Consider the following 13,226-nt stretch of genomic DNA (forward strand, 5'->3'; position numbering starts at 1 on the left):
GGGGCGCCGGAAGCGCGCCAGCTTCAGGGCGCCATGCGGATGCCCGTGCTCTGTATCCACCCCATCCAGTGCGAGAACAGGATGAAGACGAACAGGGCCACCGAGAAGCCGACCCGGAACATCAGCGAGCGCATCATGTTTGGCGTCCTGCCGCGGTCGCGCATCATGAAGAACAGGGCGGAGGCCAGGCTACCGATGATGAGGAAGAACGCGATGAGGATGACGATACGCATGGAGGGCCCGCAAGCGCGGGGTCTGCTAGGGATGAAGTGCCATTATCGCATCGGCGCGCTTGGCAACGCCCTCGGGAAATGCCAGGGAGGCCGCACGTGAAGCTGTGGCGCGCACTGAGCCCGCTGCCCACCATCGCCGCGCTGGTGGTGATCGCCGTCACCTGTGCCTTGGGCAACTGGCAGCTCAACCGGGCCCATGAAAAAGTGGCGCGGGCCGCGCGCCTCGAGGCGCTGGCAGCCCAGCCGCCGCTGGAGATCGGGCGCAGCCTGGCGGATGGCGCGGTGGCGGAGCGGCGCGTGCACGTGCGCGGCCGCTTCGATGCAGCGCATACGGTTTTGCTGGACAATCGCCCCCACGGCAACGGGACCGATAGCCGTGCCGGCTTCATGGTGCTCACGCCGCTGCGGGTTGCAGGGGGCGATGCTTCCGCCCCGGCGGTGTTGGTGCTACGCGGCTGGCTGCCCCGCGATGCGCAGGATCGCACACATATCGCGCCGTTCCCGACCCCGGAAGGCGAGGTGGAACTGGACGGCACGGCGCTGGCGACCGTGCCGAGGGTCTTCAGCCTTGGCCAGGGCGCGAATGCCGAGGCCGGCCAGAAGATCCGCCAGAATGTGGATCTCGCCGCCTACGCCAGGGAACTTGGCGTGCCCCTGCAACCCTTTGTGCTGGAACAGCGCAACGACAACGGCGACGGGCTGGCGCGCGACTGGGCGCCAGCGGACATCGGCGCCGATCGCCACTATGGCTATGCCTTCCAGTGGTTCGGGCTGGCCGCGCTGACCCTGGTGCTGCTGGTGGCGCTGAGCTGGCGGCGCGCCACCCGCATGACGGCTTGAGCAAGCCCGCAGGCGGCCCCGGCAGCACCCACGAACCACAGCGACGTGTTGCGGTCAGATGAGCGCAACCGCCCCTAACGACAGACAGACGAAACGCTATGCAACAACCAGATCCCGCTTCGGCCCAGGCCGCCCGCGCCGCGCCGCAAGACTCGCGCATCGACGCCCGCACCCGCCGCGGCCGCATCCAGATGCTGCTGCTCCTGCTGGTGTGCGCTTCGCCTGTCATCGCTTCCTACCTGACGTACTACGTGTTCAAGCCGGCGGGCGGCTCCACCAACTACGGCACGCTCATCGATCCGCAGCGCCCCATGCCTGCGATACAGATCGCCAACGAGCGCGCGGAGTCCGTGCCGCTGGATAGTTTCAAGGGCAAGTGGCTGCTGGTGACCGCGGATGGCGCGGCGTGCGACGAAGCCTGCGCCAAGAAGCTGTTCACCATCCGCCAGATCCGCGCGGGGCAGGGGCAGGACCGCGAGCGCATCGTGCCGGTATGGCTGATCAGCGACGAGGGCGCTGTCGATTCCCGCCTGTCGGCCGCCTACAACGAGCCGTATGCCGGCGTGCGCTTCCTGCGCGTCAACCGTGAAGCCATGCAGAAATGGCTGCCGGCGCAACCGGGTGCCCGGATCGAGGACAGCCTGTTCCTGGTCGATCCGCTGGGCAACCTGATGATGCGCTTCCCCAAGGAGCCAGACCCCAAGAAGATGAGCTCCGACCTGAAGAAGCTGCTCAAGTACTCTCACATCGGTTGAGGCGCGCATGCTGCTCCAACTCGCCGTCATCGGCGTCCTGATCGCGCTGTTCCCCTTGAGCTACGTGCTGGTCAAGGGGGATCGCAACAAGTACCGCAAGCTGGTCTGGATCACCGCCTTTCTGACGCTGGACCTGATCATGTTCGGCAGCTTTACGCGGCTGACCGACTCAGGCCTGGGCTGCCCCGACTGGCCGGGCTGCTATGGCCACTCCAACCCGCATGCGGCGCAGGAGCACATCCGCGCCGCCGAGACGGCCTTGCCCAGTGGGCCGGTGACCATTACCAAGGCCTGGATCGAGATGATCCACCGCTACTTCGCCATGGCGGTCGGCGTGCTGATCATCACGCTGATGGTGCTGGCCTGGGTCAAGCGGCGCGAGCTCAAGCAGTCGCCCTGGTTCGCCACCGGCGTGCTGCTGCTGGTGTGCGTGCAGGGCGCGTTCGGCGCCTTTACGGTCACGCTCAAGCTCCAGCCCATCATCGTGGTCACGCACCTGATTCTCGGCATGAGCCTGCTGGCGGCATTGATCTGGCTGGGCTCGCGCAACGACCCGCCGCTGCGGGTCGCGCCGCAGGCGGCCGGGCTGCGCTGGCCGGCGCGCATTGCGCTGGCCTTGCTGGTGCTGCAGATCTTCCTGGGCGGCTGGGTGAGCACTAACTATGCGGTGCTGGCATGTACCGACTTTCCGCTGTGCAACGGCCAGCTCGTGCCGGACATGGACTTCCGCCACGGCTTCACGCTGTGGCGCCAGCTCGGCATGACCGCAGACGGCGATTACATTCCACACTCGGCCCTGGTAGCGATCCACTGGGTGCATCGCGGCTTTGCTTTGTCGTGCTGGCTTTCCTGGCCTGGTTCGGCCTGCAGGCGCGCCGCCTTGGCGGCCTTGCGCGCAGCGCCGGCTGGCTGCTGGGCTTTCTCGCGCTGCAACTGGCCACCGGGCTTTCGAACATCGTGTTCGACTGGCCGCTGGGCGCCGCGGTGGCGCATAACGGCGGCGCGGCGGTCTTGCTGCTGCTCCTGGTTCGCCTCAACTACAATATAGGGCTCGCGGCCCGGTCCGCTGACATCGCTACCGACGTGCCGGCCGCCGCGCGCGCCACATGAAAGACAAGAACTCCTCAGTGGTTACAGCTACCCACACATCCCCTCGGACGGGTTCGCCACCTGGTCCGCCAATATGCCGCCCTGACCAAGCCGCGGGTGACGCAGCTTGCCGTCTTCTGCGCCATCATCGGCATGTTCCTGGCCACGCCCGGCATGGTGCCGTGGCCGGTGCTGATCGGGGGCGCTGCCGGCATCTGGCTGTTGGCAGGTGCCGCTTTCGCCATTAACTGCCTGGTGGAGCAGAAGGTCGACGCGCTGATGCGCCGCACCGCATGGCGCCCGTCGGCCACCGGCGAGATCACCACCATCCAGACGCTGGTGTTCTCCGCGGTGCTGGGCGGGGCAGGGATGTGGCTGCTGCACGTCTACACCAACGACCTGACCATGTGGCTGACCGTGGCCACCTTCGTCGGCTACGCTGTGGTGTACACCATCCTGCTCAAGCCGGCCACGCCGCAGAACATCGTCATCGGCGGCCTGTCCGGCGCCATGCCGCCGGCACTCGGCTGGGCGGCGGTCGCGGGCGACCTGCCGGCGGAAGCCTGGTTCCTGGTGCTGATCATCTTTACGTGGACGCCGCCGCACTTCTGGGCCCTGGCCCTGTATCGCCGCGCCGACTACGCCAAATCCGGCCTGCCGATGCTGCCGGTGACGCACGGCGAGCGCTTCACACTGCTGCACATCCTGCTGTACACGCTGATCATGATCGCGGCCACGCTGCTGCCTTTTGTGTACGGCATGTGCGGCTATATCTACCTGGCGGCCGCGCTGGTCCTGGGGGGCGGTTTCCTGGCCTACTCGTGGAAGATGTATCGCAACTACTCGGACGCGCTGGCGCAACGCACCTTCCGCTTCTCGATCCTGTATCTCTCGCTGTTGTTCGCCGCGCTGCTGGTCGATCACTACTTCAAGTTCCTGCCGCAGGCCTGAGCGGGCCGGGCAGGCTTGCGGCATCTTGTCGCGGCCTGCGCGCGTGGCGGCCCCGATCGGCGATACTGCGTGTCATCTGTTAATGTGACCTTGTCGCGTCCAGCCGCCTGCCGGGCGGTCCGGCTCGTCAACACCACCCGAACTCGCATGCCAAACCGCTTCCCTTCAGCCTTTCTCCCCACCTTCGCGACTTTCCGCCGGTTTTGCCTGCTGGCCCTGTGCTCGCTGCTGCTGGCGGCATGTGGTCAGCAGAAGGCTTCCTTCAAGAACGTCGATATCACCGGCGGCAGTGAGTTCGGCAAGGACTTCGTCCTCACCGACCACAACGGCAAGGTGCGCTCCATTGGCGACTTCAAGGGCAAGGCGGTAGTGATGTTCTTTGGCTATACGCATTGCCCGGACGTGTGCCCGACCACCATGGCCGAGCTCAAGGCGGTGATGGAGCAACTGGGTCCGGACGCCGACAAGGTGCAGGTGCTGTTCGTCACGGTGGATCCGGAGCGTGATACGCAGGCCCTGCTGGCGCAGTACGTGCCGGCCTTCGATCCGCGCTTCCTGGGCATGCGCCCGGCCGACGATGCCGCGCTGCAGAAGGTTGCCAAGGACTTCAAGGTGTTCTACGCCAAGGTGCCGGGCACTTCGCCGAACAACTACACCATGGATCACTCGGCGGGCAGCTATGTGTTCGACCCGAGCGGCAAGCTGCGGCTGTTTATCCGCCACGGCCAGGGGCCGGAGCCAATCGTGCACGACCTCAAGCAGCTGCTGTCCTGAGGCGAGCCGCCGGCGCGAAACCGGCGGAAAAATAAAACAGGGCCGGTCGCGAGACCGGCCCTGTTTATTTCTGGTGCGCTTGAGCTTGAGCTTCAGCCTTAGGCAAAGGCCTGCAGCGCACCCTTCATCTTCTTCATCGCCGCGGTTTCGATCTGGCGGATGCGTTCGGCGGAAACGCCGAATTCGTCAGCCAGTTCATGCAGCGTGGAGCCGCCCGAGCCGTCGTCGTTGACCTGCAGCCAGCGCGCCTCGATGATGCGGCGGCTACGGTCGTCGAGCTTGGACAGCGCTTCTTCCAGGCCTTGCACCTGCAGGCGGTCGTGGCGCTGGGCCTCGATCACGCGGGTCGGCTCGTTGTGGTTGTCGGCCAGGTAGGCGATGGGCGCGAAGTCTTCTTCGCCATCGTCGATCTGCCCTTCGAGCGCCAGGTCGCCGCCCGACAGGCGGGTTTCCATCTCCATCACTTCTTCCGGCTTGACGTTCAGCTCGCGCGCAACCGCGTCGATCTGTTCCGGCGTGAAGGTATGGGCGCCCTGCTTGTGGCTGCGCAGGTTGAAAAACAGCTTGCGCTGGGCCTTGGTGGTAGCCACCTTGACCATGCGCCAGTTCTTCAGCACGTATTCGTGGATCTCGGCCTTGATCCAGTGCATGGCGTACGACACCAGCCGCACGCCCTGGTCCGGGTCGAAGCGCTTCACCGCCTTCATCAGGCCGATATTGCCTTCCTGGATCAGGTCTGCGTGGGGCAGGCCATAGCCGAGGTACTGGCGGGCGATGGACACCACCAGGCGCAGGTGCGACAGCACCATGCGGCGCGCCGCATCGACGGAGTCGTGCTCGCGCAACTCGCGCGCAAGCCGCTGCTCTTCCTCGGGGGTAAGCAGGGGAATACGGTGGACAGCCTGGATATAGCTGTCGATATTTCCCAGCGTTCCAGGAAAGGTCAGCGCAAACGTCCCGGCGCCCTGCGGCACCGTAGGCAGACGGTTGTTCATTTGGGTTTGGTCAGCAGATAAGACCGCGTTCACTCGATTGCTCCTTTCGCATTCCGGCGGGTGGGTTGCCCGCGTGTGCGGACCTCTTGGGGGGCTCGCACTGCATTGCAACACATATTAGCACTCAAGCCGGGGGACTGCTAAGTTGGAGTGACAATAGGGTTGATAGTTCCTGGTAATCGAATGGTACTTCTACATAGTGTTTTAAACCGACATCTTGCGGGATGTGGCGAGGAATGTGGCGAGGCCACTATCTCACGCGGGTGCGCCAACGATCGGACATTGATTAGAGGGCTGCTACCCCTGCCGGTTCTGTCGCCGGATGAGATGCTGTGTTTCGCTAGCAGCTACACTCTTTTCATTTATCTCAGTGGTGCTGCGCGCCAGCATCGACCAAACCGGGGAACATTCATGTCTGCTATCGAACACTTGCTCAAGCCGCATACCCGTGACCTCGGCGACTTTGCCGTGAGCCGCCTGCTGCCCGCCGCGGCAACCCAGACTGTCGGCCCATTCATCTTCTTCGACCACATGGGCCCGGTGGCCATGCCGCCGGGAGAGGGGCGGATGTGCGCCCGCATCCGCATATCGGCCTGGCCACGGTCACCTACCTGTTCGAGGGCGAGATGCTTCACCACGACAGCCTGGGCAGCAAGCAGGTCATCAGGCCGGGCGACGTGAACTGGATGACGGCGGGCAGGGGCATCGCGCACTCGGAGCGCTCGCCCCAGGCCGCCCGCGATGCCGGGCCACGCCTGCACGGCATCCAGACCTGGGTGGCGCTGCCCAAGGAGCACGAGAACGTCGAGCCGTCCTTCCATCACCATCCGGCGGCGACGCTGCCCAAGCTGGAGCGCCCTGGCGTACGCATGACGGTGATTGCGGGCGATGCGTTTGGCGCCGAGGCGCCGGTGAAGGTGTTTGGCCGCACGCTCTATGTGGCCATTGAGCTCGAGGCGGGCGCCAGCCTGGAGATTCCGGCGGAGCATGCCGAGCGCGGCGTCTACCCGGTGGACGGCACCATCGCGCTGGACGGCGAGGTGCTGCCGGAGCGGCACCTGGCGGTGCTGGTGCCGGGCCAGCCGGTGACGTTGACGGCGCAGGTGGCGTCGCGCGTGATGTTGCTCGGCGGGGACCCGACCGACGGCCATCGCTTTATCTTCTGGAATTTCGTTGCTAGCACCAAGGAGGCGATCGAAGCGGCCTCCCAGCGCTGGGAGGATGACCAGTTTCCGCGTGTGCCGGGGGAAGACGATCGCATCCCCTGCCCCAGCGCAAGCGCTGACCAGAGGCGCCCGCGCAGCCGGCCCGGATCAGACCGGGCTGGCCCAGGCTACCCGCGTGCCTTGCTGCAGGCAGTCGCGGATGGCGTCGATCTGCGTGGCGATCGGGGCGGGCACGGGCAGCTTGCCGTCCAGCACGAGGCGGATCCAGGCCGCGGTCTGGTCCACGTCGCTGCCGGGCGGCAACTCCGGCACTTCCACGATGGAGCCGGAAGTCGGGTCGACCAAAGTGCGCTGATGCCCGTCGTGCAGCCAGTCGATGCGGCTGTTGCGCCGGGCGTCCGCCACCACCTCGCCTTCGGTGCCGCGCGCCAGCAGCACATTGGCGGGCTCGCGCGAGAAATAGTCGGTCAGGGTTTCGCGGTACTCGGGGTGGGTGTAGCTATACAGCCGCAGCGCCTCGGCCGGGGAGTGCGCGCCCACCGGCTGCAGCATCTTGACCACCGTATGCGCGGAGTTGCGCAAGCCGATCTGCATGCGCTTGTCCAGCATCCGGGCCAGCGCCGGCGACAGCACGTCGATCGGCAGCACGGCCAGCGGGCCGGGCTGGGCGTCCTTGCTGCGCAGCTGGGATTCGGCCTGCGCCACGGAGCCGCAAGGCGCGACGCCCAGCGCCTCGAACAGCGAGATGCTGGTGACGCGCCCGTTGAACTGGCGGGAGCCGTGCACCAGCACCGGTACGCCCTCGCGCGCCAGCAGCAGCGCCAGCAGCGGCACCAGGTTGGGCTGCTTGCGCGCGCCGTTGTAGCTGGGGATGGACACCACGATGCGGTCCGCCGGGCCGGCCAGCGGCAGGCAATGCGCGTGTGCGGCATCGAGCATGCCGGCCAGCTCGTGCGGCGCCTCGCCCTTGATGCGATAGGCCATGAGCACCGCGCCCAACTCGATATCGGCCACGCGACCCGCCAGCATGGCATCGAACAGCGCCTGGGCGTCTTCGCGCGGCAGCGCACGGGCGCCGTTGACGCCCCGGCCGATTTCCTTGATGTACTTCGCGGCAGCGAAAGCAGGGGCGGCGGGAGCCGCAGGGGAGGTGGGCGTGGTGGTCATGGCGGGTTGGGACTATGTGGTTTGAAGTCCATGATAGCGGAGCGAGCCGGCCGTGCCCATGACAGCCGCAACGCCGGCCCGGCTTCGCCCCCGGCGCCGATAGCGCCAGGCCCCCCATTGCACCTGCTCAGGCGGCTTCCTTCAGGGCGGGATTACGCTGCTTGCGGTACAGGAAGTCCAGCACTGCCGTGCGGCATGCGTGGTAGTCCTTATCCCCGGCCAGCGCCATGCGCTCGCGCGGCCGCGGTAGGTCCACCTTCAGCACTTCGCCGATGGTGGCCGCGGGGCCGTTGGTCATCATGACGATGCGGTCGGCCAGCAACACCGCTTCATCCACGTCGTGGGTCACCATCACCACCGTGCTGCGCGTCTTCGCCACGATCTTGATCAGCTCGTCCTGAAGGTGCGCGCGGGTGAGCGCATCCAGCGCGCCGAAGGGCTCGTCCATCAGCAGCACCTTGGGCTCCATGGCCAGCGCCCGGGCGATGCCCACGCGCTGCTTCATGCCGCCCGAGATCTCCTGCGGATACTTGGCTTCGGCGTGGGTCAGGCCAACCATGGCCAGCGTGTCGTGCGTGCGGGCCTTCAGCTGCGCCTTGCTTTCGCTGCCGCCGAACACGCGCTCCACGCCAAGGTAGACGTTGTCGAAACAGGTCAGCCAGGGCAGCAGCGAATGGTTCTGGAACACCACCGCCCGATCCGGGCCCGGGCCGGCGATTTCGCGCTCGGCGCAGATCAGCGCGCCGGCGCTGGGCCGGTCCAGCCCGGCCAGCAGGTTGAGCAAGGTGGACTTGCCGCAGCCCGAATGGCCGATCAGCGTAATGAACTCGCCGCTGGCGATGGTCAGGTTGACATCGCGCAGGGCCACGAACGGCCCCTTCTTGGTCTTGAAGGTCTGCCCGACATGCTCGATACGGACGAACTTTTCCATGAGGTTCTCCTTGGGTGCCAGGGCGCGGTAGCCGACTTGGCGTCTTGGCGGCTTAGTTGCCGTAGCTGAAGCGCTTGGCCAGGCTGAGCAGCGCGTATTCGAGCAGCAGCCCGACCACGCCGATGATGAAGATCGCGATGACGATGTGTTCCACCTTCAGGTTGTTCCACTCGTCCCACAGCCAGAAGCCGATGCCGGTGCCGCCAGTGAGCATTTCCGCGGCCACGATCACCAGCCACGCGGTGCCGATGGACAGCCGCACGCCGGTGAGCATGTACGGCAGCACGGCCGGCAGCAGCACGCGGGTGAACACCTTCCATTCGGACAGGTCGAGCACGCGCGCCACGTTCAGGTAGTCCTGCGGCACGCGGGTCACGCCCACGGCGGTATTGATCACCATCGGCCAGATCGAGCAGATGAAGATGGCCCAGATTGCCGCCGGGTTTGCGGACTTGAACAGCAGCAGGCCAATGGGCAGCCACGCCAGCGGCGAGACCGGGCGCAGCAGGCTGATGATGGGCGCCATCATGGCGTTGAGAAAGGCGAAGCGGCCCAGCGCGAAGCCGGCCGGGATGCCGATCAGCGCCGCCAGCCCGAAGCCTGCCGCCACGCGCGCCAGCGATGCCAGCACGTTCCAGCCGATGCCCTGGTCGTTGGGGCCGTTGCGGTAGAACGGGTCGGCGAACAGCGGCACGGCGGCATGCCAGGTGGCGGCCGGCGTGGGGATGGCGGGGATCATGGTGGCGATGCCGTGCCACATCAGCAGGAACAGCGCAAAGCCTGCTACGGGCGGCATCACCTTGAGCACGACGGCGGCGATGGCGTCGCGCCGCGCCGCGCGGCGCGCATCGGCTTGCGCTGCGAGCGCGCGGCGCTCGGCGCGTTCATGGGCTTGCTGGTCGCCAACCACGGCGAGCTCGGCGGTGGTGCCGGCATCTGCAGGGGCGGCTTGGTTGGCAGCATGCGGGGCCGGCTGGGCTAGTGCATTCACGTCAGGCTCCTTCAGGAGCCGGCGTGTCGCCACGCCGGCGTTCAAGCGGCAAACAAAATCGGAATCACGCCAGGGCGCGTGCGCGTCAGGCCTTGATCTTGAAACCGTCGGCGTAGGCCTTCGGGTCCTTGCTGGCGTCCCATACCACGCCGTCGATCAGCTTCGCGGTGCGCAAGTCGCTCTTGGGCAGCGGCACCTGCGCCGCGGCGGCGCCCTGCTTGTAGATGTCGATGCGGTTGACCTTCTTCGCCACCTCCAGGTAGTCCGGATGTTCCTTGAGCAAGCCCCAGCGCTTTTGCTGCGTGAGGAACCACATGCCGTCGGAGAGGAAGGGATAGTTGGCGATGCCGTCCTGGTAGAACTTCATCGAGTCCGGGTCGTCCCAGGTCTTGCCCAGGCCGTTGCTGTAGCGGCCCAGCATGCGGTCCAGGATGATGTCCATGTCGGTGTTGACGTAGGACTTGGCGGCAATGGTCTCGGCGGTCTTGCGGCGGTTGGAGGCCGAAGCGTCGATGTACTTCGATGCGTCGAGCACGGCGGCAACCATCGCGCGCGCCGTGTTGGGATACTTCTGCACGAACTCGGCCGTAGTGCCCAGGGTCTTCTCCGGGTGGTCCTTCCAGATCGCCTGCGTGGTCTCCGCGGTAAAGCCGATCTTGTCGGCGATGGCGCGCGCGCCCCAGGGCTCGCCCACGCAGAAGCCGTCCATGTTGCCTACGCGCATGTTGGCCACCATCTGCGGCGGCGGCACGGTGATGGCCTTGGCGTCCTGCATCGGGTTGATCCCGTTGGCGGCCAGCCAGTAGTACAGCCACATGGCGTGGGTGCCGGTGGGGAAGGTCTGGGCGAAGGTGTACTCGCGCTTTTCCTTCATCATCAGCGCCTTCAGGCTGGCGCCGTCCTTGACGCCTTTCTCCGCCAGCTTGGACGACAGCGTGATGGCCTGGCCGTTGTGGTTCAGGTTCATCAGCACGGCCATATCCTTCTTGGGGCCGCCGATGCCAAGCTGCACGCCGTAGATCAGGCCGTACAGCACATGTGCCGCATCGAGTTCGCCATTGACCAGCTTGTCGCGCACGCCGGCCCAGGAGGCTTCCTTGGTGGGCGTGATCTTGATGCCGTACTTCTTGTCGAAGCCGAGCGTGCCCGCCATCACGACCGAGGCGCAGTCCGTCAGCGGGATGAAGCCGATCCGTACCTCCGGCTTTTCCGGTGCGTCGGAGCCGGCTGCCCATGCGCCAGCGCGTACCAGGGGATCAACCAGGGTGATCACGCTGGCGCCAGCGATTGTGGCCAGTGCGCGGCGCCGTCCGCTGCTGGCGGGCACCGCATCGGCTCCAGTGATGCTGGCGTCGGTGGCAACTGCTGAATGCAGCGGCTTGGCAATCTTCAGGCGAGAGGGCATTGACACGGCTCCAAATAAAAAGCGTCCTGAACTGCTCCGCTTTCGCCAGAAATGCGGGGGCAGGTCAGGACGCCGTTGTCCCGTGATGCGGCGCGGCCTTCGTTGGCGGCGCACATCGGTATGTGATCGGCCGTCGTTGGCCGATGACTTGATTACGCAAGCGGCGTGCCAAGGGTGGAACGGGCTGTTGTCGGAATGGCGGAGCAGGCGCGAAGGGCGCAGGAGCCGGAAGCGGGCGAGCGAAAGCTGCGCCGGTGCGGTGCCGGTGCGTGGGAGGTGTTCCTGTCGCGCCATCTTTGTGCATTGCACCAAGCGCGTGCGGCGTGCGGGGCGTATCGAAACGCCAATAGGGCTGCTTCGTGGCTTAACTCATCACATCGATGACCCGCCGCGCCGCCTCGACGAGCTTGATGCCGCGCTCCATTGCCATGCTGCGCAGCCGCTTGTAGGCCTCGTCCTCGGTCATGCCGCGCTCCTTCATCAGCAGGCCCTTGGCCCGCTCGACTTCCTTGCGCTCGGCCAGCTGCAGCCGCGTGGCATCGAGCTCGGCGCGCAGTTCCTGGTTCAGTTCGAAGCGCGCATAGGCCACGTCCAGCACGGTCTTCACGCGCTCGGCGCGCAGGCCGTCGACGATATAGGCGGTGATGCCCGCCGTCAGCGCGGCCTTGATGCGCTGGGCGTCGTCGTTGTCCGTGAAGAGCACGATGGGGCGCGGCGCATGCTGGGTCGACACACACATGCTCGACCGTATCGCGCGCGGCGGACTCCGAGGCGATGATGATCAGGTCCGGCTGCCTCGCGGCGATGGCGTCGGGCAGCCGCAGGTCGGCATCCACGGTTTCGATGTCGGTGAAGCCCGCCGATACAAGCCCGGCACGTATCGTCTCGATATTGAGCGGATCCTCGTCATGCGGATCGCGCACCAGCAAGATGCGCAGCGCGCGTGAACTCGCCGCGGCGGGCGCGGGGCTCGTCGGACTCGCCGGACTGGAAGGGGCTGGGGGCGTCTGTTCATGGCGTCACTTGGAATCTCTCGTGCCATGCAATATTCGCGCCGAGATGCTTTTAATTGTATTGCGGGGTTTCCCGGATTCAATGGCTAGTGCCATACGCGGCAGGAAACGCAGGTGTATGCTATTGCCCTGCTGCGCGGCGGGGGGCGTCTGCTGGCGACGCCGCATGCCGGTGCGTAGCCCAAAACACAGTACACAAGTCTGGAGAGATGGATGACCGAATTCGTATTTGCCCCGCCGGCGCCCCATGGCGTGCCCGTGCGTGGCAGCAGCGCTCAGTTCCCGGTGCGCCGGGTTTACTGCGTGGGCCGCAACTATGCCGCCCATGCCCGTGAAATGGGTTCGGATCCGGATCGCGAGCCGCCATTCTTCTTCTGCAAGCCCGCCGACGCCGTGAGCTATGTCGCCGACGGCACCGAAGGCACCTTCCCCTATCCCCAGGGCACCAGCAACTGCCACTACGAAGTGGAGCTGGTCGTTGCCATCGGCAAGGGCGGCAAGGGCATCGCCGAGGCGGACGCCGCGAGCCACGTGTTTGGCTACGCGCTTGGTCTCGACATGACGCGCCGCGACCTGCAGAACGAATCGAAGAAGACTGGCCGCCCCTGGGAAACCGGCAAGGCCTTCGACAAGTCCGCCCCGATCGGCCCGATCGTGCCGGTGTCCGTCATCGGCCATCCGCAGAAGGGCGCGGTGACGCTGGCCGTCAACGGCGTCGAGAAGCAGCGCGGCGACCTATCGGACCTGATCTGGTCGGTGCCCGAAATGGTGTCCTATCTCTCCAAGCTGTTCGAGCTGCAACCCGGCGACCTGATCTACAGCGGCACGCCGGAAGGCGTGGGCCCGGTGGTCAAGGGCGATGTCATGCTGTGCAAGATCGAAGGCGTGGGCGAGCTCACCGTCAAGGTAGTCTGAG

Annotated in this window: 11 protein-coding genes and 3 pseudogenes; 7 read left to right on the forward strand and 7 right to left on the reverse strand. The window is 66.2% G+C overall.

The window, feature by feature from the left end; translation table 11 throughout:
- Nucleotides 1–23: 23 nt before the first annotated feature.
- On the reverse strand, nt 24–233 hold the full coding sequence (locus OMK73_RS30970; RefSeq protein WP_006159466.1) for a twin transmembrane helix small protein: 210 nt from the start codon (nt 231–233) through the stop codon (nt 24–26).
- A gap of 78 nt (nt 234–311) precedes the next feature.
- On the opposite strand from OMK73_RS30970, the gene OMK73_RS30975 reads away from it, so the two are divergent.
- From OMK73_RS30975 to OMK73_RS30995, 5 genes and pseudogenes are all read left to right on the forward strand, one after another.
- Nucleotides 312–1,073 (forward strand): SURF1 family protein, encoded by a 762-nt coding sequence (locus OMK73_RS30975; protein ID WP_420715611.1) that lies wholly within the window; start codon nt 312–314, stop codon nt 1,071–1,073.
- A 98-nt stretch (nt 1,074–1,171) separates the two neighbouring features.
- A complete protein-coding gene (locus tag OMK73_RS30980) occupies nt 1,172–1,828 on the forward strand; it encodes an SCO family protein (protein ID WP_267605389.1) in 657 nt (218 codons plus the stop codon).
- A gap of 7 nt (nt 1,829–1,835) precedes the next feature.
- Nucleotides 1,836–2,938: pseudogene (locus OMK73_RS30985) on the forward strand (COX15/CtaA family protein).
- Nucleotides 2,939–2,998: 60 nt separating this feature from the next.
- Nucleotides 2,999–3,868 carry a heme o synthase gene (gene cyoE, locus OMK73_RS30990; protein WP_267606576.1) on the forward strand — a complete coding sequence of 290 codons (870 nt, stop codon included), beginning with the start codon at nt 2,999–3,001 and terminating at the stop codon, nt 3,866–3,868.
- 147 nt (nt 3,869–4,015) lie between these two features.
- A complete protein-coding gene (locus OMK73_RS30995) occupies nt 4,016–4,642 on the forward strand; it encodes an SCO family protein (RefSeq protein ID WP_267605391.1) in 627 nt (208 codons plus the stop codon).
- A gap of 98 nt (nt 4,643–4,740) precedes the next feature.
- Here OMK73_RS30995 and rpoH read toward each other — a convergent pair whose 3' ends face one another.
- Nucleotides 4,741–5,637 carry an RNA polymerase sigma factor RpoH gene (gene rpoH / locus OMK73_RS31000; protein ID WP_267605392.1) on the reverse strand — a complete coding sequence of 299 codons (897 nt, stop codon included), beginning with the start codon at nt 5,635–5,637 and terminating at the stop codon, nt 4,741–4,743.
- A 411-nt stretch (nt 5,638–6,048) separates the two neighbouring features.
- Here rpoH and OMK73_RS31005 point away from each other — a divergent pair.
- A pseudogene (locus OMK73_RS31005) lies at nt 6,049–6,911 on the forward strand (pirin family protein); the annotation flags it as partial.
- Between the two features lie 39 nt (nt 6,912–6,950).
- Here OMK73_RS31005 and ybiB read toward each other — a convergent pair.
- The 5 genes and pseudogenes from ybiB to OMK73_RS31030 all read right to left on the reverse strand — a co-directional run bounded on the left by ybiB (nt 6,951) and on the right by OMK73_RS31030 (nt 12,235).
- Entirely contained in the window at nt 6,951–7,970 is a 1,020-nt protein-coding gene (gene ybiB / locus OMK73_RS31010) for a DNA-binding protein YbiB (protein WP_267605395.1), read from the reverse strand.
- Nucleotides 7,971–8,097: 127 nt separating this feature from the next.
- Nucleotides 8,098–8,901 carry an ABC transporter ATP-binding protein gene (locus tag OMK73_RS31015; protein WP_267605397.1) on the reverse strand — a complete coding sequence of 268 codons (804 nt, stop codon included), beginning with the start codon at nt 8,899–8,901 and terminating at the stop codon, nt 8,098–8,100.
- A 52-nt stretch (nt 8,902–8,953) separates the two neighbouring features.
- Nucleotides 8,954–9,892, reverse strand: a complete 939-nt coding sequence (gene ntrB, locus OMK73_RS31020; RefSeq protein WP_420715612.1) for a nitrate ABC transporter permease — start codon at nt 9,890–9,892, stop codon at nt 8,954–8,956.
- 85 nt (nt 9,893–9,977) lie between these two features.
- Nucleotides 9,978–11,297: a CmpA/NrtA family ABC transporter substrate-binding protein gene (locus OMK73_RS31025; RefSeq protein WP_267605398.1), complete on the reverse strand. Its 1,320-nt coding sequence runs from the start codon at nt 11,295–11,297 to the stop codon at nt 9,978–9,980.
- A 364-nt stretch (nt 11,298–11,661) separates the two neighbouring features.
- A pseudogene (locus OMK73_RS31030) lies at nt 11,662–12,235 on the reverse strand (ANTAR domain-containing response regulator).
- Between the two features lie 288 nt (nt 12,236–12,523).
- On the opposite strand from OMK73_RS31030, the gene OMK73_RS31035 reads away from it, so the two are divergent.
- Entirely contained in the window at nt 12,524–13,225 is a 702-nt protein-coding gene (locus OMK73_RS31035) for a fumarylacetoacetate hydrolase family protein (RefSeq protein WP_267605400.1), read from the forward strand.
- The last annotated feature ends 1 nt before the right edge of the window (nt 13,226 follow it).

Origin of the sequence: Cupriavidus sp. D39 (assembly GCF_026627925.1) — a bacterium.
Classification (GTDB): domain Bacteria; phylum Pseudomonadota; class Gammaproteobacteria; order Burkholderiales; family Burkholderiaceae; genus Cupriavidus; species Cupriavidus ulmosensis.

Coding starts and splice junctions, on each gene's coding strand:
- OMK73_RS30970 (WP_006159466.1), bottom strand. CDS start 233: ATGCGTATCGTCATCCTCATCGCGTTCTTCCTCATCATCGGTAGCCTG.
- OMK73_RS30975 (WP_420715611.1), top strand. CDS start 312: ATGCCAGGGAGGCCGCACGTGAAGCTGTGGCGCGCACTGAGCCCGCTG.
- OMK73_RS30980 (WP_267605389.1), top strand. CDS start 1,172: ATGCAACAACCAGATCCCGCTTCGGCCCAGGCCGCCCGCGCCGCGCCG.
- OMK73_RS30995 (WP_267605391.1), top strand. CDS start 4,016: ATGCCAAACCGCTTCCCTTCAGCCTTTCTCCCCACCTTCGCGACTTTC.
- rpoH (WP_267605392.1), bottom strand. CDS start 5,637: ATGAACAACCGTCTGCCTACGGTGCCGCAGGGCGCCGGGACGTTTGCG.
- ybiB (WP_267605395.1), bottom strand. CDS start 7,970: ATGACCACCACGCCCACCTCCCCTGCGGCTCCCGCCGCCCCTGCTTTC.
- OMK73_RS31015 (WP_267605397.1), bottom strand. CDS start 8,901: ATGGAAAAGTTCGTCCGTATCGAGCATGTCGGGCAGACCTTCAAGACC.
- OMK73_RS31025 (WP_267605398.1), bottom strand. CDS start 11,297: ATGCCCTCTCGCCTGAAGATTGCCAAGCCGCTGCATTCAGCAGTTGCC.
- OMK73_RS31035 (WP_267605400.1), top strand. CDS start 12,524: ATGACCGAATTCGTATTTGCCCCGCCGGCGCCCCATGGCGTGCCCGTG.